Annotated in this window: 24 protein-coding genes; 14 read left to right on the plus strand and 10 right to left on the minus strand. The window is 57.0% G+C overall.

The genetic code is table 11. The annotated features are described in order from the left end of the window. Positions 1-198: 198 nt before the first annotated feature. Positions 199-426: a hypothetical protein gene (locus ACR0LY_RS11865; protein ID WP_170350315.1), complete on the plus strand. Its 228-nt coding sequence runs from the start codon at positions 199-201 to the stop codon at positions 424-426. Between the two features lie 45 nt (positions 427-471). On the opposite strand, the gene ACR0LY_RS11870 is transcribed toward ACR0LY_RS11865, so the two are convergent. Then, positions 472-2,067 carry an MFS transporter gene (locus ACR0LY_RS11870; RefSeq protein ID WP_170350314.1) on the minus strand — a complete coding sequence of 532 codons (1,596 nt, stop codon included), beginning with the start codon at positions 2,065-2,067 and terminating at the stop codon, positions 472-474. A 79-nt stretch (positions 2,068-2,146) separates the two neighbouring features. Then, a complete protein-coding gene (locus ACR0LY_RS11875; RefSeq protein ID WP_170350313.1) occupies positions 2,147-3,034 on the minus strand; it encodes an AEC family transporter in 888 nt (295 codons plus the stop codon). Between the two features lie 206 nt (positions 3,035-3,240). On the opposite strand from ACR0LY_RS11875, the gene ACR0LY_RS11880 reads away from it, so the two are divergent. Together ACR0LY_RS11880 and ACR0LY_RS11885 are read left to right on the plus strand one after the other, a co-directional pair. After that, entirely contained in the window at positions 3,241-4,050 is an 810-nt protein-coding gene (locus ACR0LY_RS11880; RefSeq protein WP_170350312.1) for a division plane positioning ATPase MipZ, read from the plus strand. 96 nt (positions 4,051-4,146) lie between these two features. Next, positions 4,147-4,965 carry a DUF2189 domain-containing protein gene (locus ACR0LY_RS11885; RefSeq protein ID WP_170350311.1) on the plus strand — a complete coding sequence of 273 codons (819 nt, stop codon included), beginning with the start codon at positions 4,147-4,149 and terminating at the stop codon, positions 4,963-4,965. 26 nt (positions 4,966-4,991) lie between these two features. Here the strand turns inward: ACR0LY_RS11885 and ACR0LY_RS11890 are convergent, their stop codons facing one another. Together ACR0LY_RS11890 and ACR0LY_RS11895 are read right to left on the minus strand one after the other, a co-directional pair. Then, a complete protein-coding gene (locus ACR0LY_RS11890; RefSeq protein WP_170350310.1) occupies positions 4,992-6,230 on the minus strand; it encodes an adenylate/guanylate cyclase domain-containing protein in 1,239 nt (412 codons plus the stop codon). Positions 6,231-6,295: 65 nt separating this feature from the next. After that, positions 6,296-6,748: a MarR family winged helix-turn-helix transcriptional regulator gene (locus tag ACR0LY_RS11895; RefSeq protein ID WP_170350309.1), complete on the minus strand. Its 453-nt coding sequence runs from the start codon at positions 6,746-6,748 to the stop codon at positions 6,296-6,298. 57 nt (positions 6,749-6,805) lie between these two features. On the opposite strand from ACR0LY_RS11895, the gene hmgA reads away from it, so the two are divergent. The 9 genes from hmgA (at position 6,806) to ACR0LY_RS11940 (ending at position 14,549) form a co-directional block, all read left to right on the plus strand. Beyond that, complete coding sequence (gene hmgA / locus ACR0LY_RS11900; protein WP_170350308.1) at positions 6,806-8,161, plus strand: homogentisate 1,2-dioxygenase; 1,356 nt, start codon at positions 6,806-6,808, stop codon at positions 8,159-8,161. Positions 8,162-8,168: 7 nt separating this feature from the next. Continuing rightward, positions 8,169-8,792, plus strand: coding sequence for a LysE family translocator (locus ACR0LY_RS11905; RefSeq protein ID WP_170350307.1), 624 nt, complete (start codon positions 8,169-8,171; stop codon positions 8,790-8,792). Positions 8,793-8,814: 22 nt separating this feature from the next. After that, positions 8,815-10,071 carry a fumarylacetoacetase gene (fahA, locus tag ACR0LY_RS11910; protein ID WP_170350306.1) on the plus strand — a complete coding sequence of 419 codons (1,257 nt, stop codon included), beginning with the start codon at positions 8,815-8,817 and terminating at the stop codon, positions 10,069-10,071. Between the two features lie 28 nt (positions 10,072-10,099). Continuing rightward, positions 10,100-10,576 (plus strand): DUF2059 domain-containing protein, encoded by a 477-nt coding sequence (locus ACR0LY_RS11915; protein WP_170350305.1) that lies wholly within the window; start codon positions 10,100-10,102, stop codon positions 10,574-10,576. Next, positions 10,576-11,526, plus strand: a complete 951-nt coding sequence (locus tag ACR0LY_RS11920) for an MBL fold metallo-hydrolase (protein ID WP_170350304.1) — start codon at positions 10,576-10,578, stop codon at positions 11,524-11,526. The genes ACR0LY_RS11915 and ACR0LY_RS11920 overlap by 1 nt, the downstream gene beginning before the upstream one ends. A gap of 136 nt (positions 11,527-11,662) precedes the next feature. Beyond that, entirely contained in the window at positions 11,663-13,273 is a 1,611-nt protein-coding gene (locus ACR0LY_RS11925; protein ID WP_170350303.1) for an FAD-dependent oxidoreductase, read from the plus strand. Between the two features lie 4 nt (positions 13,274-13,277). Next, on the plus strand, positions 13,278-13,475 hold the full coding sequence (locus ACR0LY_RS11930; protein WP_170350302.1) for a DUF2783 domain-containing protein: 198 nt from the start codon (positions 13,278-13,280) through the stop codon (positions 13,473-13,475). Positions 13,476-13,479: 4 nt separating this feature from the next. Continuing rightward, the gene (gene maiA, locus ACR0LY_RS11935; RefSeq protein WP_170350301.1) at positions 13,480-14,118 is read left to right on the plus strand and encodes a maleylacetoacetate isomerase; all 639 of its coding nucleotides are present in this window, start codon (positions 13,480-13,482) and stop codon (positions 14,116-14,118) included. Positions 14,119-14,192: 74 nt separating this feature from the next. Next, positions 14,193-14,549: a DOPA 4,5-dioxygenase family protein gene (locus ACR0LY_RS11940; protein WP_254440235.1), complete on the plus strand. Its 357-nt coding sequence runs from the start codon at positions 14,193-14,195 to the stop codon at positions 14,547-14,549. Here ACR0LY_RS11940 and ACR0LY_RS11945 read toward each other — a convergent pair. After that, positions 14,546-16,174, minus strand: a complete 1,629-nt coding sequence (locus ACR0LY_RS11945; protein ID WP_170350300.1) for an acyl-CoA synthetase — start codon at positions 16,172-16,174, stop codon at positions 14,546-14,548. The genes ACR0LY_RS11940 and ACR0LY_RS11945 overlap by 4 nt on opposite strands. A 221-nt stretch (positions 16,175-16,395) precedes the next feature. Between ACR0LY_RS11945 and ACR0LY_RS11950 the strand changes: the two genes are divergently transcribed. Together ACR0LY_RS11950 and ACR0LY_RS11955 are read left to right on the plus strand one after the other, a co-directional pair. Next, positions 16,396-17,787 carry an aminotransferase family protein gene (locus ACR0LY_RS11950; RefSeq protein ID WP_170350299.1) on the plus strand — a complete coding sequence of 464 codons (1,392 nt, stop codon included), beginning with the start codon at positions 16,396-16,398 and terminating at the stop codon, positions 17,785-17,787. A 122-nt stretch (positions 17,788-17,909) separates the two neighbouring features. After that, positions 17,910-18,368: a hypothetical protein gene (locus ACR0LY_RS11955; protein WP_170350298.1), complete on the plus strand. Its 459-nt coding sequence runs from the start codon at positions 17,910-17,912 to the stop codon at positions 18,366-18,368. 239 nt (positions 18,369-18,607) lie between these two features. Here ACR0LY_RS11955 and ACR0LY_RS11960 read toward each other — a convergent pair whose 3' ends face one another. From ACR0LY_RS11960 to ACR0LY_RS11980, 5 genes are all read right to left on the minus strand, one after another. Further along, positions 18,608-20,170 (minus strand): tetratricopeptide repeat protein, encoded by a 1,563-nt coding sequence (locus ACR0LY_RS11960; RefSeq protein ID WP_480567209.1) that lies wholly within the window; start codon positions 20,168-20,170, stop codon positions 18,608-18,610. 25 nt (positions 20,171-20,195) lie between these two features. Next, positions 20,196-20,561 carry a 50S ribosomal protein L20 gene (rplT, locus tag ACR0LY_RS11965; protein WP_152457001.1) on the minus strand — a complete coding sequence of 122 codons (366 nt, stop codon included), beginning with the start codon at positions 20,559-20,561 and terminating at the stop codon, positions 20,196-20,198. A gap of 14 nt (positions 20,562-20,575) precedes the next feature. After that, complete coding sequence (gene rpmI / locus ACR0LY_RS11970) at positions 20,576-20,776, minus strand: 50S ribosomal protein L35 (RefSeq protein WP_010443552.1); 201 nt, start codon at positions 20,774-20,776, stop codon at positions 20,576-20,578. 182 nt (positions 20,777-20,958) lie between these two features. Further along, positions 20,959-22,509 carry an alanine/glycine:cation symporter family protein gene (locus ACR0LY_RS11975; protein ID WP_170350296.1) on the minus strand — a complete coding sequence of 517 codons (1,551 nt, stop codon included), beginning with the start codon at positions 22,507-22,509 and terminating at the stop codon, positions 20,959-20,961. A gap of 14 nt (positions 22,510-22,523) precedes the next feature. Continuing rightward, on the minus strand, positions 22,524-22,961 hold the full coding sequence (locus ACR0LY_RS11980) for a universal stress protein (RefSeq protein ID WP_170350295.1): 438 nt from the start codon (positions 22,959-22,961) through the stop codon (positions 22,524-22,526). Positions 22,962-22,988 lie beyond the last annotated feature (27 nt).

A 22,988-nucleotide genomic window follows, 5' to 3' on the forward strand; every position in this document is an offset into this window, starting at 1 on the left:
ATGCGAAAGGCCGTCCCGAGGGGCGGCCTTTTTCTTTTTGGGACAGGCATGTGAGACGATACAAAGGGCCTGCCAGAAAGGAAGCCCCTGAAGGCACCCTCGCCGATCTCACGCGTCACACGCAGTGATCGCCGCACAATGCTGAAAAGGTGCTACACTTGGCACCAAGAACCGCCCTGATACGACGGAGACCCTGAAATGCCCAAGTACAATGATATGTTCGAACTTTCGGTGCAGGATATGGATCTGATCGAAACAGCCTTGCGCGGCTTGGCTGCCTCCCGTTCGCTGGCAACACCAGATGAAACGGATGATGGGAAAGTGGTTCGCGAAAACACCCTGCGCCGCGTCCATGATCTTCTTGGCAAGCTGCACGATCAGAAGGTTTTCTATCGACCCAAAGATGGGGTGTACCTTGGAGGTTAAACCCATTTGATCCAGACCGGTCGACGTCTTTTTCCGCTAATGCATTTACCTGGGTGCGCGCGTCAGTTCTGCCGCACTGTGCAACGGCGGCACCGGCCCGCGCAGCAGCACCAAGGCCAGTACCATGCCGACAAGCGCGGCAATCGCGGCGACCACCATGGCGCTGTCAAAGGCATTGTCCAGCAATTCGCGCAAAGCTCTGGCCAAGACCGAACTGGTCGATGGATCCATCCCCGCGATCAATTGCTGGATCTGGCTGGGCGTGCCGTGGGTCAGCGCATGTGCCAGATCCTCGCGCTGGGTTGAACCGGCGGGCAACGCAGCGATCACCTCGGACAGACCGCGACGAATGGTGATAGATTCGGCCAGACCGCCGACCACCGCTCCAAGGGTGGCTCCGAAATAGAGGCAGGCGTTGATCACGCCTGACCCCTGGCCAACATGTACTTCGGGTAGAAGACGCAGGCCGAGGCGCGGCAGCAAGGAAAAACAGATGCCCATACCGACGCCAACAATCAAAAGCTTCCACCAAATCTCGGCATATTGCGTGGAATTGTTGGTTGTCATCAGCAACAGGAACCCGCAGGCCATCGCCCCTAGGCCAATTGTAACGGGCCACCGGAAACTGTAAGGCGCCAGAAAGCGGGGCGCGGTCACCGAGATGACGAACATGCTGAGGCTGAGCGGCATGATCGCTAACCCTGCCCCAATTGAGCTGTATCCGAAGGCGTCCGGCGACTGCACGAAGGTGTTGAAATAAACAAAAAAGCAGAACAACGTGAAGCCCGTAACAAACATGCCCGCCGCAGCCATAAAGTAACGCGGATGGCGAAAGTATCGCAGTTCGACCAGCGGATCTGCGCTGCGGCGTGAGACAATCACCAGTACGACGGTCGCCATTGCCGCGATGGCCAACGGCACCAACGTAAGCGGCGTGGCCCATCCACCGCTTTCCCCATTGCTGAGCGCAAAGGAAAGTGGCCCGAGGAACAACAGGATGGCAACTGCACCCGGATAGTCGAACTTCGCACCGGCAAGGCGGGTGTCGGGTATGTATTTCCGTCTGCTGACGAGCAGTCCAATGGCGAAAGCCACCGCCAGCAGCACCAGGTCGGCCGCAAAAACCGCTCGCCAACTGACATAGTGGCCAAAGGCCCCGCCGACGATAGGCCCGACACCGATGGCCAGACCAACGATCGCGCCCCAGGCCCCGGTGACACTGGCGCGTTGTTCTTCGGGCGTAGCGGCGGTCAACAAAGACAACGAAGTGCCGAACAGCGCTGCTGCCCCTGCCCCCTGCGCACCACGACCAATCAGCAGCATCACTCCATCCTGAGCAAACAGCGCCAAGGCCGACCCGATCGCAAAGACGATCATACCAAAGAAAAATACGCCCATCTTGCCGGTAATGTCGCCCAGACGGCTGACGATGGTGACAAGCGTCGCGCTGGCTACGGAATAAGTTGCCATCACCCATTGCAGCCCGGACGGGGTCAGGTCGAACTCGGCCTTCAGGTTGGGCAGGATGGTGGTCACGGCGGTGGTATTAAACCCCACGACCATCATACAGATCGCCGTCATCGCCAGCACCACGCGGGCACGAGCCTGCGGGGTGACTTCTTCCGAGGTCTTGTCAGTCATCAACGCCCCTTAAATTGTAGGTCTTTAATCCAATTTATCAGCAGTTTAGCAGTTTTTTTCGCTTCGCATAGGGTGCGCGTCAGATCCAGTAGGACAGCGCAACCGGTAGAACAACAATCGTGGTCAGTGTCGAAACCAAAATGAATCCGGCCACATCCGGGCCGTATTCCGGCATGTGCTGATCAATGAACAGGTAGGTCGCAACCGAAGATGGCATCAGACAACACAGGATAAACGCGCCGCGTTCAGCCCCGGTAAAGCCAAACGCCCAGACCAGCGCGCTTGAGATCGCAACCGCCATAACCAGATGCAGCAGGGTCAGCACCACCGCCAGACCCAGACGTTTGATCCGCAAAGTCGCCAGTGTATGGCCCAGCGTCAGCAACATCAGCGGAATCGACAACCCGCCGAGAATGTCGAAGGACTTGGCGATAGGTTGCGGCAGGCTGTACCCGGTCGCCATTAAAATCAGCGAAAGGGTCACAGCGTAGATGATCGGCGAGGTGGCAATTTTACGGGGCGAGAATTCTCCGGCCGGAATCCACATGCCGATGGTGAAGATACTGATCAGCACGACGACAACGAAACCCATCGCATAGGCCATGCCTGCGTCACCCAACGCCAGCAGCGTGATCGGCAAGCCGATATTGCCCACATTGCTGTGCATCAATGGAGTCAGAAACGCGCGCACCGGCAGGCGCATCGCTTTCAGGGCAACGAACCCCAGCACTCCGAACCCGGCAATGGCCAGCGCTGCGGCGGTCATCACATCCAGAAAGGTATCGATTGCAATCGTCGTGGTAGACAGGTGCGAGATAATCAGCGTCGGATACCCCACCCGCGACACGATTCCCCCGATCACCTTATTGTCGAACGGCGCTTTGATCAGGGCCAGACAATATCCGATTCCGGCGCAGATCAGGACGGGTAGGACCACGTTCAGAACGTTCAGAAACAGATGATCCACCGGTCGCCCCTATCGCAATTCTTTGCGTCTGACACTGAAACAGGGTACCACTTTTGACAAGCACACAGCTTAACCCTATTCCACGTCATAGTTTTCCAATTTAGAGCCTGAAATCACCGATTGAGGTTCTTCCCATCTCGGTTTCCACAACATATAGTGGTTCGCAACAACGTGTGCGAAGCACGGCGGGACATGGGAATACAGGCATGGCACATATCATCGTAGTCGGAAACGAGAAGGGCGGCGCAGGCAAATCGACCGTGTCGATGCATGTGGCCACCGCACTGGCACGGCTGGGCCACAAAGTCAGCACGCTGGACCTGGATCTGAGACAGCGCAGTCTGGGACGGTATTTCGAAAACCGCGGCAAATTCATGAACGGGTCCGAGGTCCCCTTGCCCAGCCCGCGCCACCATGACCTGCCCGAGATCGACGCCTCCAAGCTGAAACCCGGTGAGAATATCTATGACCACCGCCTGTCCGCCGCCGTTTCTGAACTGGAAAGCGACAGCGATTTTATCCTGATCGACTGCCCCGGCTCGCATACCCGCCTCAGTCAGGTTGCGCATTCGCTGGCCGACACGCTGATCACACCGCTGAACGACAGCTTCATCGACTTTGACCTGTTGGCACGGATCGATTCAAAGGGCGAGAAAATCCTTGGACCCTCGGTCTATTCCGAAATGGTCTGGAACGCGCGGCAATTGCGGGCGCAGGCCGGGCTCAAGCCTATCGACTGGGTGGTCGTGCGCAACCGCGTCGGTACACAGCGTATGGTCAACAAGGAAAAGATGCAGCGCGCGATCGAAATGCTGTCCCAGCGCATCGGCTTCCGCGTCGCATCAGGCTTTTCCGAGCGGGTTATCTTTCGCGAGTTGTTCCCGCGTGGCCTGACACTGTTGGACCTCAAGGATATCGGGGTCAAACAGCTGAACATCTCGAACATCGCAGCCCGGCAGGAACTGCGCGACATGATGAAGGAATTGAACCTGCCTGGGGTCGAGATCGACTTTTAGAAGTTGTTCTGACAAGGCTGCATAACCAAGCAGCCATACTCCACCCTTGCTCTTGCGCTGCCCCTGACGCAAACTTGTTTGCGGAGGAGGCATGTCATGACATCCAAGACCGCTGGTTCCACGCCACCTGACAAACTGACGCCGCAGCAGCAGGCTATGCCCAAAGTCAACAAAGTAACCGCCGGTGATATCACTGCGTCGCTGAAGGCCGGGTTTTCCGACTTTTTGGCTCGCCCCTTAATGAGCGGTTTCTTCGGCCTCTTTTATGCGGTTTTCGGTATCGTGTTTGTTTGGGGTCTGGTCTGGCTCGGCAAGATTTGGATGATCATTCCCGCCATTGTAGGCTTTCCACTGGTCGCGCCGTTTGCCGCGGCCGGGCTTTATGAAATGTCCCGTCGGTTGCAAAAAGGGGAAAGCTTCGGCTGGTCTGAAATCCTCACCGTCATGGCCAATCAACGCAAGCGTGAACTGGGCTGGATGGCCTTCGTCACCCTGTTCATATTCTGGGTGTGGGTATATCAGGTTCGGCTTTGGCTGGCGATTATCCTGCAGAATGCATCCTTTTCGGATTTTGACGGGTTCTTGAACACAGTCTTCTTCACGCCGCAGGGCTGGACTTTTCTGGCTGTTGGCACCTGCGTAGGCGGCTTTCTGTCTGCTGTGCTGTTCTCGGTGACCGTCATCGCCATGCCCATGCTGCTGGACCGGGAAACCAATTTCGTTTCTGCCATGATAACGTCCATTCGCGTCGTCACGGAAAACCCGGTGGTCATGCTTAGTTGGGCGGCGATCATTTCGGTCACCATGCTGTTGTCGATGGTTCCGGCTTTTCTAGGCTTAATCTTCACTCTGCCGATCCTTGGCCACACCACCTGGCACCTGTATCAGCGGGCCGTTTCACCGGCAGAGAGCTAATCAATCCAGCCAGTTAAATGCCCCGGCTAGGCCTCGGCGGCATTGTAGACCGTAAACAACTCTTTCGGCTCGGACACACCGCGCAACATGTAACGCCCAACCGAGATCAGGTCCTGGCCGCAAGGCTGAGCGGCGCGGGCCACGTCATCCGAGATCAGAATTCTCTGCCCCAGCGACCGATGCATCCCAGCGATCCGTGCGGTCTGGTTTACTGCTGGCCCGATAACAGTGAAATCCAACCGGGTCTCGGACCCGATATTGCCATACAGAATCTCGCCCGCATGCAGGGCCAGAGTAAAGTTGGCCACTGGCAAACCGTTTGCCTTACGGCGGGCGTTCAGGGCCTCCATCCGCTGCTGCAACATCGGTACAGCCTTCAGCGCGGCGCGCGCGTCTTCGTCGATCTCGCCGACGTCGAACATCGCCATCAGCCCATCGCCCATGAATTTCAGAATATTGCCGTCATTGTCGTGAACGACACCAACGGCTACGGCCAGATAGTCATTCAGCATGTCGATGATTTCAGCACCCGGTAGCTCTTCGGAGAGGCTGGTGAATCCTTCCAGGTCAAAATTCCACATCACCGCATCGATCTGCTGCAGTGATCCCCGCCGGATTTCACCAGACAGCACCCGCCGTCCCGCATCGCGACCCAGATAGACCCGCATCAAATCCTTGGAAACACGCGCACTTGCAGCAGATTTCAGCGCCAACCCCAGATGGGGCAAGGCTGTGTGGATCAATTCCAGATCTTTGTCCTCGAACCCCTTGGGGGCGTTCGATGTCCAAGACAACAGCACCCCGTCCACCGCCTTTTTGGCGTCTTTCGGAGCGTTATGGGTGGGAACGTCAAAATTAACACCGGTGGCGTAATAGTCGGTCGCACCAATCTGACGCAGGTCGTTTAACAAGGGAAAACGGCTGGGCTCATTCTGATCGACCAGGCGTTCGCGGATCTCGTCTATCTCATTGTTCAAGATCGCAAACAAAGGGCTTTGCTGCCATTGTTCGCTGGGTTGCTCGGAATACTCAAAGGTCTCGGATTCTCCGCCCCTGCCCTCGTACCAGCTGAAGCCGGTCCCGCCGTAAACGGGATGCAAGGCCGACTGCGCGGCGTGAAAACGCATTAGCGGCACGCCAAGTTCCAAAAGTTTGTTGCAATAGCCATCCAGCAGCTCTTCTTTCGCTGCCCCTTCCAGGCCGCGTGTAACCAACCAGTCAATAAGATCATTGGATTTTGCCGTTTCGGCAGTCAGGGTTGTCATTTTAATATTTTTCCAGTGTCCGCTCTGGTTGTCATCTGGGGACCAGGGGCCGCGATTACCAGTGCTCAATCCATATGTGCCAGCCGCCGCAGCATAATGCGCAACAGCACGACTTCATCTGGGTTAAATTGGGCCGTCAGTTTTGCGTCATATTGCTCGGCAATACCGCTTAGCTCGCGATAGACGGATTGCCCCATGTGGGTCAACATCAGGTTTTCGACCCTGCGGTCTGTTTCACTGCGATTGCGCACCAGGTACCGGCGGGACTCTAACCTGTGTACTGCGCGGCTGATCTTGGTTTTGTGCAATCGGGCGCGTTCGCCGATCTCTTTGGCTGTCATCTCTCCATAATTGCCCAGGTGAAACAGAACCCGCCATTCGGTGCGCAACATACCGTAACGATCCTTGTAGATCTGCTGGAACTCTAACGAGATTTCCTCGGCCGCGCGGTTCAGCAGATAGGGCAGGAAATCTTGCAGATCAAAGCCATCATTTTCGCTGAATTGATCATCTGTCATGCTTGTTAGTTACAAAAACAACTATTATTCCTCAAGCAGCAAATGGAGGAACACAGGATGAACCATCCGACTGATCCGCATAAAATGACCCAGGCCAGCACGCCCGTGGGCACCCATGCAGGCTATATGCCTGGCTTTGGAAATGACTTTGAAACCGAGGCCTTGCCCGGCGCGTTACCGCAGGGAATGAACAGCCCGCAGCGCTGCAATTATGGCCTTTATGGCGAACAGCTTAGCGGAACAGCCTTTACCGCCAACCCGCCCGAGCGGACGTGGTGTTACCGCATCCGGCCCTCGGTCAAGCATTCGCATCGCTACGAGAAGATCGACCTGCCCTATTGGAAATCCGCGCCTTGCGTTGATCCGGATGTGATCAGCCTGGGCCAGTATCGCTGGGATGCAGTGCCTCATTCCGATCAGGGGCTGACCTGGTTGACGGGCATGCGCACGATGACCACGGCGGGCGATGTGAACACGCAGGTGGGCATGGCCAGCCATATCTATCTGGTTACCGAGTCGATGGTGGATGCCTACTTCTTCTCAGCCGATTCCGAGCTGCTGGTGGTGCCGCAGGAAGGCCGCCTGCGCTTTGCCTCCGAGCTGGGGATTATTGATCTGGAACCTAAAGAGATCGCCATCATCCCGCGCGGACTGGTCTATCGCGTCGAGGTACTGGAAGGCCCCGCACGTGGCTTTGTCTGCGAGAATTACGGTCAGAAATTCGAGATGCCCGGTCGTGGCCCGATCGGCGCCAATTGCATGGCCAATCCGCGAGACTTCAAAGCCCCGGTGGCGGCGTTTGAAGACCGCGAGGTGCCCTCGACCGTGACTGTCAAATGGTGCGGGCAGTTCCATACAACGAAGATCGATCAAAGCCCACTGGATGTGGTTGCCTGGCACGGCAACTATGCGCCCTACAAATACGATCTGCGCACCTATTGCCCGGTCGGCGCGATCCTGTTTGATCACCCCGACCCGTCGATCTTTACTGTGCTGACTGCGCCCTCGGGGCAGCCGGGCACGGCCAATATCGACTTTGTCCTATTCCGCGAACGCTGGATGGTGGCCGAGGATACGTTCCGCCCACCGTGGTATCACAAGAACATCATGTCCGAACTGATGGGCAACATCTACGGTCAGTATGACGCCAAACCGCAGGGCTTTGTTCCCGGCGGGATGAGCCTGCACAACATGATGCTGCCGCACGGGCCGGATCGCGAGGCGTTCGAAAAGGCCTCGAATGCCAACCTGGGCCCCGACAAGCTGGACAACACCATGTCCTTCATGTTCGAGACCCGCTTTCCACAACATCTGACGCCTTTTGCCGCCAACGAGGCCCCCTTGCAGGACGATTACATTGACTGCTGGACCTCTCTTGAGAAAAAGTTCGACGGAACCCCTGGCAAAAAGTGAGGCTGAGATGAGCTTTGATATCTGGATCACCTATGTCGTCACCGTCTTGCTGCTGATGAGCACACCCGGCCCCAGCCAATTGCTGATGCTGTCCAATTCCGCAACCAATGGCCTGAAACGCGGCGTGTTCACGGCAGCCGGAGACCTGACGGCCAATCTGTTGCAAATGCTCGCTGCGGGGCTTGGTCTGGCCGCGATCATTGCGGCCTCGGGCACAGTGCTGGCGGTGATCAAATGGCTGGGCGTGGCCTATCTGGTGTTCCTTGGGGTGAAGATGATCATAAAGGCGGACCGCAAGACCACGCAGACCGCGCCGCGCGCCAGCAGCAAGGCGCTGTGGATGCAGGGTTTCATCACCTCGGCCGCCAACCCCAAGGCTGTGGTGTTCTTCGCGGCCCTGTTCCCGCTGTTCCTCGACGGCGCGCTGCCATTCTGGCCGCAATTCGCAATCCTCTCTGCCACCTATCTGACCATCGATGGGCTGTTTCTGACTGCCTATGGCGGCAGCGCCAGCTGGCTGGCTGCGCGGCTCAAGGGTGCAGCGCGGTTGTGGCTGGACCGGGCTGGGGGCGGGTTCATGATAGTGGCCGCGCTTTTGCTGGGGCTAAAATCCTTGCGCGACGCGCAATAGATCAGACAAACAAGGATCACAGATGCCTTTGATGAAATCCTGGGTGGCCTCGGCCAATGACGCGGCCCACCCTTTTCCACTGAACAACCTGCCCTATGGCGTGTTTTCGACCGGGGGCGACGAGCCTCGCTGTGGTGTCGCCATCGGAGACTTGATCCTGGATGTCACCACGGCCGAAGCCGAGGGTTTGATCGACCTGTCCGATGAGCCACTGTTTGACCTGCCCTTCTGGAACCCGCTGATGGAGCAAGGCCCCGCAGTCTGGGCTGCCCTGCGCGATCGGCTGACAGATTTGCTGACCGAAGGGTCGGAAGAGCAAGACAAGGTCGAACCCCTGCTTATCGCGCAGGCAGAGGCTGAAATGCACATGCCGTGCGCCGTCAGCGAATACACCGATTTCTACGCGGGACGGCATCACGCCCAGAATGTCGGAACCATGTTCCGCGGCCCGGAAAACGCGCTGCCGCCGAACTGGCTACACATCCCGATCGGTTATAACGGCCGGGCGTCGTCAGTTGTTGTCTCGGGTACGGACATTCGCCGCCCGTGGGGTCAGCTGAAAGGGCCAAATGACGACACGCCCCGCTTTGCCCCCTCGGCACGGTTCGATATCGAACTTGAGATGGGCGCCATCGTCGGCACCCCGTCGGAGGGTCCGATCTCGGTGCAGGAGGCTGACGACAACATCTTTGGCTACGTCCTGCTGAACGACTGGTCCGCGCGTGATATCCAGGCCTGGGAATACCAGCCTCTCGGCCCGTTTCAGGCCAAGGCCACGGCCACTTCGATTAGCCCGTGGATCGTCACCAAAGCGGCGTTGGAGCCGTTCCGCTGCGACACTCCGGAACGTGAGGTCGAACTGCTGGATCACCTGAAAGATTGCGGCCCGATGCTGTATGATATCGATCTGGAAATCTCCATGGCGCCCAATGGCAAGGCCGCCACAACCATCACGCGAACTAATTACAAGGAAATGTACTATTCAGCCGCGCAACAACTGGCGCATCACACCACATCCGGCTGCCCGATGAACACCGGCGATCTGCTTGGGTCTGGGACCATTTCGGGCCCAACCAAGCCCGAACGCGGCTCACTGCTGGAGCTAAGCTGGGGAGGAAAGGAACCCCTGACACTGGACAGCGGTGAAACCCGCAGTTTCATCGAAGATGGCGACACGCTAGAGTTGAAGGGCGCTGCCAAAGGTGACGGTTACACGATTGGCTTCGGCAATTGCGCCGGAACCGTTCTCGCCGCGCTCGACACCCCATATGCACGATGAAACGTGCCCAAACGTGATTGGATCAAACGTGACCCTGCAAACTCTTGTTGCTTCTCTGATACTGGCCATCGGGTTCAGCCATTCGGCCTTGGCCGCTGATAATCAAGCCTTAGCCGAGGAATATGTGAAGTTGCCGGATGTGCAATTGATGATGGACAACATGTTCTCACCCGAAGGTATGGCAGCGCAGGTTGCGGCCACTCTTCCGCCGGGCGTTACTGTGACGGAGGATCAGTTGCAGCGTATCGGTGTTGTGATGTCTGGCGCGATGCAAAGCCTGCGTCCGAAATTGGAACAGCAGATGATCGACAGCAGCGCTGACTTGTTCTCGGCCGAAGAACTGTCTGCATTGATCGATTTCTACGGATCAGAGCATGGCAGCGCCATCATGGGCAAAATGCAGCCGTTCATGCAGCAAACCATGGGAGCCCTGTCCGCTGACATGCAGCGCGTGACGTTACAAGTCACACCTGAGTTGGCAAAGATCCTGCAGGAAACAAACTGATGGCAAAGGCATTCGCCTCGCAATCGGATCTTTCTGAGAAGGCGATCTCGTTCACCGAAATTGGCGAGGGCCTATATGCCTTTACAGCGCAGGGCGATCCAAATTCCGGCGTAATCATCGGCGACGACAGCGTGATGATTATCGAAGCACAAGCCACACCGCGGCTGGCACGCAAGGTGATCGACTGCGTGCGTTCGGTTACGGATAAGCCGATTACACATTTGGCGCTGACGCACTATCACGCGGTCCGTGTACTGGGCGCCAGTGCCTATGAGGCGCAGCAGATCATCATGTCGGACAAGGCCCGCGCTATGGTTGCCGAACGCGGGCAAGAGGATTGGGATAGCGAGTTTCAGCGCTTTCCCCGCCTGTTTGAAGGGTACGAAAGCATTCCCGGCCTGACGTGGCCCACGACTTCATTTCGGGACAGGATGACTGTTTATCTGGGCAATCGCAGGGTAGACCTCATGCACCTGGGTCGCGCCCACACTGCCGGGGACATCGTGATTCATGTGCCAGACCAGAACGTGATGTTCACTGGTGACATCGTCGAATATCATTCCGCCTGCTACTGCGGTGACGGGCATTTCGGCGACTGGGGCGGTACGCTGGACGCAATCAAGGCGTTTGATCTGAATGCCATCGCCCCGGGGCGCGGAGATGCGCTGATCGGGGCAGACATGGTGAACGCAGCGATTGAAAGCACCCGCGACTTCGTCAACAGCACCTACCGACCGGCGGCACGGGTCGCTGCGTGTGGCGGCACCTTAAAACAGGCCTGGGATGCTGTGCGCGCTGAATGCGACCCCAAATTCGCCGACTATGCGATCTATGAACACTGTTTGCCCTTCAACGTCGCGCGCGCCTATGACGAGGCACGCGGCATTGACACCCCACGCATCTGGACCGCCCAGCGCGACCTTGAGATGTGGTCGGATCTGCAAAGTTAAGGACATTCCGTCGCATTTGATCCAGATCGTTTTGCGTCGGAAAAATCAATGAAAGCATTGGGCAAGGTCTCGGGCGTGGCCGCGTCAGAGGACAAGAGATTTGCGTCTTGCGCGCATATGTATCGGGGGAGAACCCATGAACAAGATTTTCGAAGTCCCACTTTACGCCTACGAACGCAGCCCGGATCAGGACGCTGCCATCGCCATTCGGCACAAGGTCATTGTGGTCGGTGCCGGGCCGGTCGGGCTGGTCACTGCGATAGATCTGGCCCAGCAAGGTGTCCCGGTCGTGGTGTTGGATGACAATGACAAGGTCAGCTTCGGCAGCCGGGCCATCTGCTTTTCGCAACGTACACTGGATATTGCTAACCGTCTGGGCGCGAGTAGCCCCATGGTGGACAAGGGCGTGCAGTGGAATGTCGGCAAGGTCTATTTCGACAATCGCCAGGTCTATGAATTCAATCTGCAACCCGACACGGGTTTTGCAAACCCGGCCTTCATCAATCTTCAGCAATACTATTTCGAAAATGCTCTGGTCGACCGTGTGCGGCAATTGCAGGCTTCGGGCGCGCCCATCGAAATCCGTGGGCGCAACAAGGTCGAGGCCATCGGCACCCATGACACCCACGTGGTGCTTGAGGTCGAAACCCCCGAGGGGCCCTATAACGTCGAAGCCGAGTGGCTGATTGCCTGCGACGGTGCCAGCTCTCCGACCCGTCGCATGCTGGGGCTGGATTTCGATGGCCGCGTGTTCGAAGACAACTTCCTGATCGCCGACGTGGTGATGGAAGCCGATCTCCCAACCGAGCGCTGGTTCTGGTTCGATCCGCCGTTCAATCGCGGGCAGTCGGCTCTGTTGCACAAGCAGCCCGACAATGTCTGGCGCATTGACCTGCAATTGGGTTGGGACATCGACAAAGAGCGCGAAAAACGCCCCGAGAATGTCATCCCCCGCCTCAAAGCCATGCTGGGCGAGGATGTGGATTTCGATCTGGAATGGGTATCGGTGTATACGTTCCAATGCCGCCGGATGGAGCGGTTCCGCCATGGGCGCGTTCTGTTTGCCGGGGACAGCGCCCATCAGGTCAGCCCGTTTGGGGCACTTGGGGCAAACACAGGAATTCAGGACGCTGATAACCTGTGTTGGAAATTGAAACTGGTTCTGGACGGCAAAGCGCCCGAGCTTTTGCTGGACAGCTATAGCCGCGAGCGAGTGCAGGCAGCGGATGAGAATATCACGAAATCCAGCCGCTCGACCGACTTCATCACGCCGAAATCCCAGATGTCGCAACTGTTGCGGGACGCGGTTCTGGACCTCAGCGAACATTTCGAATTTGCCCGCCCTCTGGTCAATTCCGGACGGTTGAGCACGCCCTGCGCCTATCAGGGGTCTTCGCTCAGCTCAGCCGATGCACTGGACGGCCCGGATATCACGCGACCGGGCTCGGCCTGCCCGGATGCGCCGCTGGGCGATGAATTCTTGTTGCCAAAATTGGCAGGCAAGTTCACCCTGTTGACCATTGACGCCGACGCCCCCGAGCGGATCGAAGAAGACGGGGTTGAAGCCACCCGGCTTGCGTTGTCGGTCAAGGATGACCTGACGCTGGAACTCAAGCGTCGGTATCTGGGCGATGCCGCCAGCGCGGTCTATCTGATCCGCCCCGACCAGCATGTTGCCGCGCGGCGTGACAGCTACGAAGAAAACGCATTCCGGCAGGCGATCCGCCGGGCCACCGGCAAGGAGTAAGAAAATGACTGATCTGATCCTCACCCCCAATCTCGACAATGCCGATGATTTCTATGCCGGACTGCTGGCCGCCCATGACGGGTTGGACAAATCCGCAAGCGACGCGCTGAACGCGCGTCTGGTCCTGGTTTTGGCGAACCATATCGGGGACTCCGACGTGCTGAACCAGGCAGTCGAAGCCGCGGCCCTAAGAGAGACCTGAAACAATGGGCGAAGTGGTTCTTTTTGATTTCTGGCGCTCATCGGCCAGCTACCGTGTGCGCATCGCGCTGAATTTGGCGGGAATTGCCTATCGCCCTGTCTTTGTTGATCTAAAGGCCGGGGACCAGAAGTCACAAGACCATCTTGCGCGTAACCCGCAGGGGCTGGTTCCGGTGCTGGATATTGACGGGCTGCGATTGACGCAATCTTTGGCAATCATCGACTATCTGGATCAAAGCCGGGGGTTGGGCTTATTGCCTGCCGAGCCTGCATTGCGCGCCAAGGCAACGGCGCTGGCACACTCCATCGCGGTGGACATCCACCCGGTCTGCAACCTGTCGGTGGCGCAATATGCCACAAAGCTGAGCAACGGCGCCGAAGGGATGCCGGGCGATTGGATGCGCCACTTCATCCGACCCGGCCTGCTGGCGTTTGAAACGCTGCTGGCGGGATTTGACCAGACACCCTATTGCACGGGCAGCAGCCCAGGGCTGGCCGATCTATGCTTGATGCCGCAACTCTATAATGCGCGGCGCTGGCAGGTTGATTTGTCATACCTGCCCCGCATCCTTGCAGTCGAGGCCGCCTGTGCCGACCATCCCGCCTTTGCCGCGGCACATCCAAATGCGAATGCCCCTACTTAACCCGGCGCACAGGGTATGTGTGCCGAGGAGGATAGGAATGGCTGCAAGTTCGACCTAGGTTTTCTGTGAAACAGATGGATGAGGTCGCCATGCCCGAGATCACCGGCTATCACGCCCATGTCTATTTTGACGCGGACACAGTGGATGCCGCACGACGGGTTTGCGAAGAAGCGGCAGGGCTGTTTTCTATTGATATGGGTCGCGTGCATGAACGCAATGTCGGCCCTCACCCACGCTGGAGCTGCCAGCTGGCCTTTGCACCGGACGCGTTCGATCAGGTCATTCCCTGGCTGATGCTGAACCGGCAGGGCCTGACCATCTTCACCCACCCCGAAACCGGACAGCACCTTGAGGATCATCGGGACCGGGCCATCTGGATGGGTGAGATGCTTGAGCTGAACCTTTCGATCTTTGACAAGATGGGCGCTTAGGTCAGCGTACGCGCCTGATCCCTCAGGACAAACTTCTGAACCTTCCCAGTTGAGGTTTTGGGCAAGGTTCCGAACACCACTGTCTTAGGCGCTTTGAAATGGGCCATGTTATCCCGGCAGAATGCGATCAACTCCGCCTCGGTCGCGGTGGCGTCAGGCTTTAGCTCGACAAAGGCGCAGGGGGTTTCGCCCCATTTTTCGTCCGGTCGCGCCACAACTGCGGCCTCCATCACTGCTGGGTGTTTGTACAGGATGCCTTCGACCTCGACCGACGAGATATTCTCGCCCCCTGAAATGATGATGTCCTTGGACCGATCCTTAAGCGCGATATAGCCGTCGGGATACATCACCCCCAGATCGCCCGAAGCAAACCAACCGCCGTTAAAGGCTTTGTCCGTTGCCTCGGGATTTTTCAGATAGCCCTTCATCACCACGTTGCCCTGCATGAAAATCTCACCCATGGTTTCGCCATCAGCAGGTACAGGTTCTAGCGTTTCAGGGTCGGCCACCATCAGGCCCGACAGGGCCGAATAGCGCACCCCCTGCCGCACCTTCAGCGCCGCGCGTTCCTGTGCATCCTTGGTGTTCCATTCGTCTTTCCAGGCGCAGACCACCGATGGGCCATAGGTCTCGGTCAGACCATACACATGGGTCACCTCGACCCCCATGGCTTCCATCGCTTCAATCACGGCGGCAGGGGGCGGAGCACCCGCAGTCATCACCTTGATCTGATGATCAAAGTCTTTCAACTCATCCGGTGCATGGGCCAGCATATTCAGCACAATTGGCGCGCCACAGAAATGCGTGACCTTCTCATCCCTGAAGGCTGCATAGATCGGCTCGGCCCGCACCGCGCGCAGACAGACCGAAACGCCCGCATTGGCCGCCATCGCCCATGGAAAACACCAGCCATTGCAATGGAACATCGGCAAGGTCCACAGATAGACCGCGTGTTTCGGCATATCCCAATCCAACAAGTCCGACTGTGCGTTCAGCGCCGCGCCCCGATGGTGATAAACCACGCCTTTCGGATTGCCCGTTGTCCCGGACGTGTAATTCAGCGTGATCGCGTCCCATTCGTCTTTGGGCAAGGACCACTCAAATTCAGGATCGCTGTCTGCCAGCAAGGCGTCATAGGTCAGGTTGCCCAACTTTTCTCCGCCCTCAAAACTGGCGTCTTCGATATCAATGACCAGCAGGTCGTGGTCGACCTGTTTCAGCGCCTCTTTCACCACACCCGAAAATTCGGGATCGACCAGCAGCACCTTGGATTCCGCGTGATTAAGGATGAAGGCAATGATCGCCGCATCCAAACGCGTGTTGATCGCGTTCAAAACGGCACCGGCCATGGGCACGCCAAAATGTGCCTCGTACATTTCAGGGATATTGGCGGCAATAATCGACACAGTGTCGCCCTGCCCTATTCCACGTGCGACCAATGCGCCCGCCAGACGGCGGCATCGGGCATAGGTCTCGGCCCAGCTATACCGGCGATCACCATACACAACCGAGGGGTAATCAGGGTAAACCTGCGCTGTGCGCTCGAGAAAGCTCAACGGGGACAACGGCACATAGTTGGCCCGGCATTTGTCCAGATGACGCTCGTAAATTTGTGTGGCTCCCATCCGCTGATCCTCCCAATCGCGATTTGCGCGAATTGAGCACAAAGTTGAGCCCCTGACAAACCCGTAAAAATACGTCTCAGGAATGGACTGGCAATACGGGATGGTGCAATCTGGCCCTATCTCCGACAGGCCATTCAAGGTGATCTGAGCCATCGAAAACATCTGCCGGTTCGGGATAGCCCCTGCAATCCGTGCAACGAGCTTTATTGAAAGGACATGTCATGGACGGCACGTTCAACGAAAACGATCTTTCCCGCGTAGTCGAAGCCGACCGCGCCCACATCTGGCATCACCTGATCCAGCATAAACCCTTTGAAACCAATGACCCACGCATCATTGTCGAAGGCAAGGGCATGCGCGTTTGGGATCAAAAGGGCAAAGAGCATCTGGACGCCGTGTCCGGTGGAGTTTGGACCGTCAACGTTGGCTATGGCCGCGAATCAATCTGTAAGGCGGTCTACGAACAGCTGATGAAGCTGTGCTATTTCGCCAATACCGCAGGTTCGATCCCCGGTTCGATTTTTGCCGAAATGCTGATCGACAAAATGCCGGGCATGAGCCGGGTGTACTACACCAACTCGGGCTCTGAGGCGAACGAGAAGGCCTTCAAGATGGTCCGTCAGATCGCGCATAAGCGCTATGGCGGTAAAAAGACCAAAATCCTGTACCGCGACCGTGACTATCACGGCTCGACCCTGGCGACCATGTCGGCAGGCGGTCAGGACGAGCGCAACGCCCAGTACGGCCCCTTCGCGCCCGATTTCGTGCGCGTGCCCCACTGCATGGAGTACCGCAAGCACGAGCTGGACGGCGCGCCCGAAGAAAACTTTGGCGTCTGGGCCGCAGATCAGATCGAAGAGGTCATCCTGCGCGAAGGTCCCGACACCGTTGGCGCCCTGTGCCTTGAGCCGGTAACCGCAGGCGGCGGCGTGATCGAAGCGCCCGAAGGCTATTGGCAGCGCGTGCAGGAAATCTGCAAGAAGTACGACGTGCTGCTGCACATCGACGAAGTGGTCTGCGGCGTTGGCCGGACCGGCACTTGGTTCGGCTATCAGCAATACGGCATCAAGCCGGACTTCGTGACCATGGCCAAAGGCGTTGCCTCGGGCTATGCGGCGATTGCCTGCATGGTCACCACCGAGGAAGTCTTTGACATGTTCAAGGACGATGCCGCTGATCCGATGAGCTATTTCCGCGACATCTCGACCTTTGGTGGCTGCACCGCCGGCCCGGCAGCTGCGGTTGAAAACATGCGCATCATTCAGGACGAAAACCTGCTGGGCAACTGCGCCGACATGGGTGACCGTATGATGGGCAACCTGCAGGCGCTGATGGAAAAGCACAAGGTCATCGGCGATGTGCGTGGCAAGGGCCTGTTCCTGGGTGCCGAGCTGGTCGCAGACCGTTCAACCAAAGAGCCGATGGACGAGAAAAAGGTTCAGGCCGTTGTGGCTGATTGTATGGCGCAAGGCGTCATCATCGGTGCCACCAACCGCTCGATCCCCAGCCGCAACAACACGCTGTGCTTCTCGCCCGCGCTGATCGCAACGGCAGATGACATCGACCAGATCACCGACGCCGTCGACGGCGCGCTTGGTCGTGTGTTCGGCTAAGTCGCTGCACAAAGCTTATGAAAACCGGCGCTTTCGGCGCCGGTTTTTTTGTTTCTAAACCATGGTTTGCCAATTTCCAGAACTCGGGTAGCCTGATGGCACCCTTTGCAGGAGATCGCCCCATGACACTCAACCTTTTCCGCAGCATTGCCGCCGCCCTTGTGCTAGCCCTTGCAGCCCCCGCCAGTGCCGAAGACGGCAGCGGCTTCCCTCAGATCGTCGGTACATGGCATGGCACCTATCTGGTGGCCTTCGCCAAATCGAACCCCAACCACGAGAAGGGCCTGCTGCAGACCGAGATGGAGTTGGAAGTCACCAAATTGGACGGCAACCTTATCACCGCCACCAACCGCTGGCGCCGCATTGGGGACAAGGAATGGATCGTCGAAGAGGCGATGGGCACCTTCAGCCTGGATGACCCCACCCGCTTTGTTCTGGCCGAGGCCGGGATATCGGGCGATGACGTCTCGGCAGGGATATTCAACGGGGTCTATCTGGATGATGTGATCATGGTCACCTATGTGGGACCGGGTACGGGTGTCGCATTCGCTGCGCAGTTGGTGAAGAAGGGCGGGAATTAGCAACCCGCCCCAATCGCGGCGGCGGATGATGTCGACCAGCTACCCGCGCCGACACAGGAATATGTGATCGGGTGAAACGCTCAGACCGAAAGTTTGTTAACTGGCTGCTCGTCGGACCAACTCCAATTCCGCATGGAGCCGCTGTTTAGGATTGTCCGCGTTGCGGGACAAAGTGAGCTTTCATCACAAGTCAATAAATGACCGCTTTGTCGTTTTTCGGCAAAGCACAATAGCTTGCGCTAACGCAACTGTAGGCCCCCGATACTCTCCCATTTGCAATTGGTATCCTTCAAGCAGGCGTGTACTGCAGATTTGGTTTCTGGATCGAAAAAGTCGGTTCTGTCCCCGGTATAGTGACCTGCATTTTTCATCAGTTCCTGAACATCCCAGATCACACTGTTGTCGGCTATCGATAGCGATTCATCCCACATAGCCTCCGCTTCGGCCGACCGTCCCTCTTCTTCGTAAATGGCTGCAAGGCGAAATAAAGCCTCGATGAGTGGCGGAGAAGTGCCATGTGATGCATCGTAATTCTCCGGTCTTGCCAAACGAATGGCTTCTTTATAGCTCATTTTGGCTTCTTCTACGCGACCAAGCTGTTCGAGAATTTTTCCCCTTTTGGTCCAATTCATATGTGCACGGGGCCGGTATGCAATAAGTTCATCCGCAGACGCTAAAGCGCTATCCCAGTTCGTCATATGGCTAAGCACGTCGATTTTCAGCTTTAAAGCATCTTTGTACACAAACGGGATTTGCACGTTACGAAGGCTGAATTCTTCAGCAGCGCATGAATTACCTGCCGCCTTTAGCTCCTTTATTCGCGCTCTTAGTTTGCTACCGAGGTGCTCATAAAACTTTGGATCTTTAGCAATGTCTTCGAGGTCAGCGAGTGCCTTCTCATATTTCTCGGTCCGTTCATAAATCCTCGCACGTTGTAGCATCAGGTACTCAGGGCGATTTGTGGATTGTATCATTATATCCAGAACGTGATGTGCCGCGCTGTATGGTCCATCGGGCGAGTCTGCCAAATACTTTGCAAAGACCAAGTTCAGATTGTGAGGGTCGGCATACCGCAATTTGTCTATAGTTTCATCCAGTACCGATGTGCCTTTTGTTCCAAGTTTATAGAATAAGTGCGTCATTCTGCGTACTCGGGTATTCGTCGCACAATAAAGAGGATCCACCTTCGACGACTGCCGAAAATCTGCGATGGCACTTTCCATGTCGCCGGTCAGCAGGTTTAAGCGCCCCCGCCAATACCATGCCCAAGCTGAGTTTGGGTCGAGCGCAAGAGCGTTATTCGTGTCAGCCATCGCGCCATCGAGATCATCCAACAATGTCTTAGCCCATGCCCTGTCTCTCAACAGAGCATCGACATTCTCATCTTCTGCATAATAGGATATCGCCTTGTTAAGTGTCTCCAGCGCTTCCCTGCACCTTTTGATCTCCATGCCCGTATCTTGCGCGCGTTCACATTCATCTACTTTGGAATCCACTTCCTTGAGAGAGATCGTTTTGATCGGCGTATAGATGATCAACCCAACTGCACACGCAGCTACAACAAGGGCGAGCAACCGAATTTTGTTACGTAAAATTATTTTGTTTGAGAAATCATTTTTAGGGAAAGGCAGCTTTAAGTGCAGTGATGCGTGGAATGTATGGCTGAAGTAAGGCAACACGTTTAAAGCGTCTCTATATCGGACGTTTGTCCAAATTGCAGCATCGGTCAATTTGGGCTCGAAGCAGACATTCATTTGCAATGCTCGAAAAGAAAAAGCCGCCCCAAAGGGACGGCCTTTCATTCATTCACTGTCTCTTTTCAGAGGATCAGGCAGTCAGAGCGGCCTGAGCTTTGGCGACGATCGCGCCGAACGCTTCCGGTTCGTGCACGGCCAGGTCGGCCAGAACTTTGCGGTCCACTTCGATACCGGCCAGGTTCAGGCCGTTGATGAAGCGGGAATATGTCAGTGCTTCGTCATGCGAACGCACAGCAGCGTTGATCCGCTGGATCCACAGCGCGCGGAAGTTGCGCTTGCGGTTTTTACGGTCGCGGGTTGCGTACTGGTTGGCCTTGTCGACGGCCTGACGGGCAACCTTGAAGGTGCTTTTGCGGCGGCCATAGTAACCTTTGGCTGCCTTGATAACCTTCTTGTGACGGGCGTGAGTTACGGTTCCACCTTTAACGCGGGACATCTCTTAATCTCCTCTTAGCGGTCGTAGGGCATGTAGCCCTTGACGATCTTGGCGTCGGGGGCGGACAGGGTGGTGTTGCCACGGGCGTCGCGGATGAACTTCTTGGTCCGCTTGATCATGCCGTGCCGTTTGCCGGCCTGGCCAGCAAGGACCTTACCGGTCGCAGTCACCTTAAAGCGCTTCTTGGCGCTCGACTTTGTCTTCATCTTAGGCATTTCCGTCTCCTTTCGGGGTTCGGTACTTGACGCGACTCGGCATGCCACATTGGCCGGTCACGCGATCAGAAGCGCCGTTTACGCAAGTTCTTCCATACTGGCAAGGGGGTTTTGACCAGAATCTGCGCTTTTCGCAGGGTGGTCAGCCACCGGGGCAGCGCTGGCCGCCCCGGTGGAGTGATTTAGTGCTCGAATTTGCGGATTTCGCCGCTTTTCAGGCGGGCTGCATAGCTGGCCAGCTCTTCGCGCACCACTTTCATCAGGAAGTAGAGCGCAAAGACGTTCACAACCGCCATTGCAAAGATCGCCGCATCCGAGAAGTCGATGACAGGACCAAGGTTGGCCGCCGCACCGATGACAACGAAGATGCAGAAGATGACCTTGAACACCAGCTCTTTGGTGTGTCCTTCGCCGAACAGATAAGTCCAGGCCTTGAGGCCATAATAGGACCAACTGATCATGGTCGAGAAGGCAAACAGAACCACCGCGATCGCAAGAACATAGGGGAACCAGCTGAACGCACTGCCAAACGCCGCAGACGTCAGACTGACACCCGAATTACCATCAACGGTGGCAATAGCCGAACCATCTTCGGTCAGCATGTAAAGGCCGGTTTCCGGGTCGATGATCAGCTGCTGAGTGATGATGATCACCAGTGCAGTCATTGTACAGATCACGACCGTATCGATGAACGGCTCAAGCAGCGACACGAAGCCCTCGGTGATCGGCTCTTTGGTCCGCACGGCCGAGTGGGCAATCGCCGCAGAACCAACGCCCGCCTCGTTCGAGAACGCCGCACGGCGGAAACCCTGGATCAGCGCCCCAACCATACCGCCTGCGATGCCGAGGCCAGTGAAGGCACCCGCGAAGATCTGGCCGAAAGCCCAGCCGATCTGGTCTGCGTGCATGATGATGATCACTAGTGCTGCCGCCACGTACATAACACCCATGAACGGCACGACCTTTTCGGTGACGCGCGCGATGGATTTCAGGCCGCCCACGATCACTGCGAACACGATACCGGCAAAGACCAGGCCTGTAATCCAGCCCGGATAATCCCCGACAATGCCTGCAATCTGTTGGTGCGCCTGATTGGCCTGGAACATGTTGCCCCCGCCCAGCGCGCCAAGAATACAGAAGATCGAAAACAGAACAGCCAGGATCTTACCGCCCGGCAAGCCCAGCTCACTGAACCCTTTGGACATGTAATACATCGGGCCACCGGAAACGGTGCCGTCGTCGTATTCGTTGCGGTATTTCACGCCCAGCGTACACTCAGTGAATTTCGACGCCATGCCCAGCAGGCCCGCGACGATCATCCAGAACGTGGCACCCGGCCCGCCGATCCCGACGGCCACCGCCACACCAGCGATGTTGCCCAAACCGACCGTTCCTGAAAGCGCCGTGGCCAACGCCTGAAAATGGCTGACCTCACCCGCATCGTTGGGATCGGAATAGTCGCCTTTCACAAGGCTGATCGCGTGACTAAAGAACCGCAGCTGCACAAAGGCAAAATACAGCGTGAACACTGTGGCCGCGACGACCAGCCAACCCACGATCCAAGGGAAGCTAGTGCCCGGAAACGGGGCAAAGATAAAGCTAACGAACGGCCCGGTGAAATCAGCAAAGGCTTGGTTGATCTTGTCGTCCAGACCCGGCGCCTCTTGGGCCAAAGCGGGGCTGGCGAACAGGGCAGCCGCTGTGGCAAAGCCCAGTTTTTTAAGCATATTCATTCTCGTCCCTCCGCTCAGTTCACAACGGTGACCGGTACATCGGCATGCATGACCAGATTCTGGGTCGAGCTGCCAAAGAGCCGTTTCTTGAACCCATCGGCCGAGGCGCGTCCGACGACGATCTGGGTACCACCGTTTTCGACTGTGATCGCGTTCAGCGTTTCAGCCACGTCACCATGGCGTACAATGCCATGGGCCGTAAAACCGTCCGCGTTCAAAGCTTCCACCGCAGGGGTGACGATCCGTGTCGAGGCCAATTCGACCTCTTCCTCGCGCCGCTTATGGCGCAGAGCATTTTCTTCAGGTGTTTGAAAAGTAAATGGGGACCATTCGATCACATAAACCACAAGCAACTCGCATGAACCGATGCGCCCTGCCAAATCCTTGGCAAAAGCGATCGCGCGCTCCCCGGTCTCTGTCCCGTCCAGTCCAATGACAATTTTTGTTGTCATGTCGGTTCTCCAATTTTTTTTCGTTGG

The organism is Ruegeria sp. BC5, from assembly GCF_056539205.1.

Coding starts and splice junctions, on each gene's coding strand:
- ACR0LY_RS11880 (WP_170350312.1), top strand. CDS start 3,241: ATGGCACATATCATCGTAGTCGGAAACGAGAAGGGCGGCGCAGGCAAA.
- ACR0LY_RS11940 (WP_254440235.1), top strand. CDS start 14,193: ATGGATGAGGTCGCCATGCCCGAGATCACCGGCTATCACGCCCATGTC.
- ACR0LY_RS11930 (WP_170350302.1), top strand. CDS start 13,278: ATGACTGATCTGATCCTCACCCCCAATCTCGACAATGCCGATGATTTC.
- ACR0LY_RS11890 (WP_170350310.1), bottom strand. CDS start 6,230: ATGACAACCCTGACTGCCGAAACGGCAAAATCCAATGATCTTATTGAC.
- ACR0LY_RS11905 (WP_170350307.1), top strand. CDS start 8,169: ATGAGCTTTGATATCTGGATCACCTATGTCGTCACCGTCTTGCTGCTG.
- ACR0LY_RS11955 (WP_170350298.1), top strand. CDS start 17,910: ATGACACTCAACCTTTTCCGCAGCATTGCCGCCGCCCTTGTGCTAGCC.
- ACR0LY_RS11980 (WP_170350295.1), bottom strand. CDS start 22,961: ATGACAACAAAAATTGTCATTGGACTGGACGGGACAGAGACCGGGGAG.
- hmgA (WP_170350308.1), top strand. CDS start 6,806: ATGAACCATCCGACTGATCCGCATAAAATGACCCAGGCCAGCACGCCC.
- ACR0LY_RS11945 (WP_170350300.1), bottom strand. CDS start 16,174: ATGGGAGCCACACAAATTTACGAGCGTCATCTGGACAAATGCCGGGCC.
- rplT (WP_152457001.1), bottom strand. CDS start 20,561: ATGTCCCGCGTTAAAGGTGGAACCGTAACTCACGCCCGTCACAAGAAG.
- ACR0LY_RS11925 (WP_170350303.1), top strand. CDS start 11,663: ATGAACAAGATTTTCGAAGTCCCACTTTACGCCTACGAACGCAGCCCG.
- ACR0LY_RS11865 (WP_170350315.1), top strand. CDS start 199: ATGCCCAAGTACAATGATATGTTCGAACTTTCGGTGCAGGATATGGAT.
- maiA (WP_170350301.1), top strand. CDS start 13,480: ATGGGCGAAGTGGTTCTTTTTGATTTCTGGCGCTCATCGGCCAGCTAC.
- ACR0LY_RS11870 (WP_170350314.1), bottom strand. CDS start 2,067: ATGACTGACAAGACCTCGGAAGAAGTCACCCCGCAGGCTCGTGCCCGC.
- ACR0LY_RS11950 (WP_170350299.1), top strand. CDS start 16,396: ATGGACGGCACGTTCAACGAAAACGATCTTTCCCGCGTAGTCGAAGCC.
- rpmI (WP_010443552.1), bottom strand. CDS start 20,776: ATGCCTAAGATGAAGACAAAGTCGAGCGCCAAGAAGCGCTTTAAGGTG.
- ACR0LY_RS11885 (WP_170350311.1), top strand. CDS start 4,147: ATGACATCCAAGACCGCTGGTTCCACGCCACCTGACAAACTGACGCCG.
- ACR0LY_RS11975 (WP_170350296.1), bottom strand. CDS start 22,509: ATGAATATGCTTAAAAAACTGGGCTTTGCCACAGCGGCTGCCCTGTTC.
- ACR0LY_RS11960 (WP_480567209.1), bottom strand. CDS start 20,170: ATGAAAGGCCGTCCCTTTGGGGCGGCTTTTTCTTTTCGAGCATTGCAA.
- ACR0LY_RS11895 (WP_170350309.1), bottom strand. CDS start 6,748: ATGACAGATGATCAATTCAGCGAAAATGATGGCTTTGATCTGCAAGAT.
- fahA (WP_170350306.1), top strand. CDS start 8,815: ATGCCTTTGATGAAATCCTGGGTGGCCTCGGCCAATGACGCGGCCCAC.
- ACR0LY_RS11920 (WP_170350304.1), top strand. CDS start 10,576: ATGGCAAAGGCATTCGCCTCGCAATCGGATCTTTCTGAGAAGGCGATC.